Genomic DNA, 266 nt, shown 5'->3' with positions numbered 1-266 from the left:
GCCGAACCCCATGCGATCCTGCCGGTGCTGCACCAACTCTGCGCACCCGGCGGCTGGCTGTCGCTGGCCTTCTACAATCGCGACGCGCTGATCTACCGCAACCTGCTCAAGGGCCACTTCCGCAAGCTGCGCAAGGAACGCTTCGCTGGCGAGGGGCAGAGCCTGACCCCGCAGCGCCCGCTCGACCCGCGCGAGCTGGAACAGGCGCTGGCAGCGCGTTGGCGCATCGAGGCGCGCAGCGGCGTGCGGGTGTTCCACGACTACAT

General features: G+C 69.2%; 1 pseudogene. It reads left to right on the top strand.

Annotated features, from left to right (window positions below):
* Positions 1-266 (top strand): annotated as a pseudogene (locus ACLJNW_RS25630) (tRNA uridine 5-oxyacetic acid(34) methyltransferase CmoM); the annotation flags it as partial.

The organism is Salmonella sp. SAL4457, assembly GCF_046548235.1.
In the GTDB taxonomy this organism is placed as follows: domain Bacteria; phylum Pseudomonadota; class Gammaproteobacteria; order Enterobacterales; family Enterobacteriaceae; genus Salmonella; species Salmonella enterica.
This window is presented reverse-complemented; position numbering and strand designations above follow the sequence as displayed.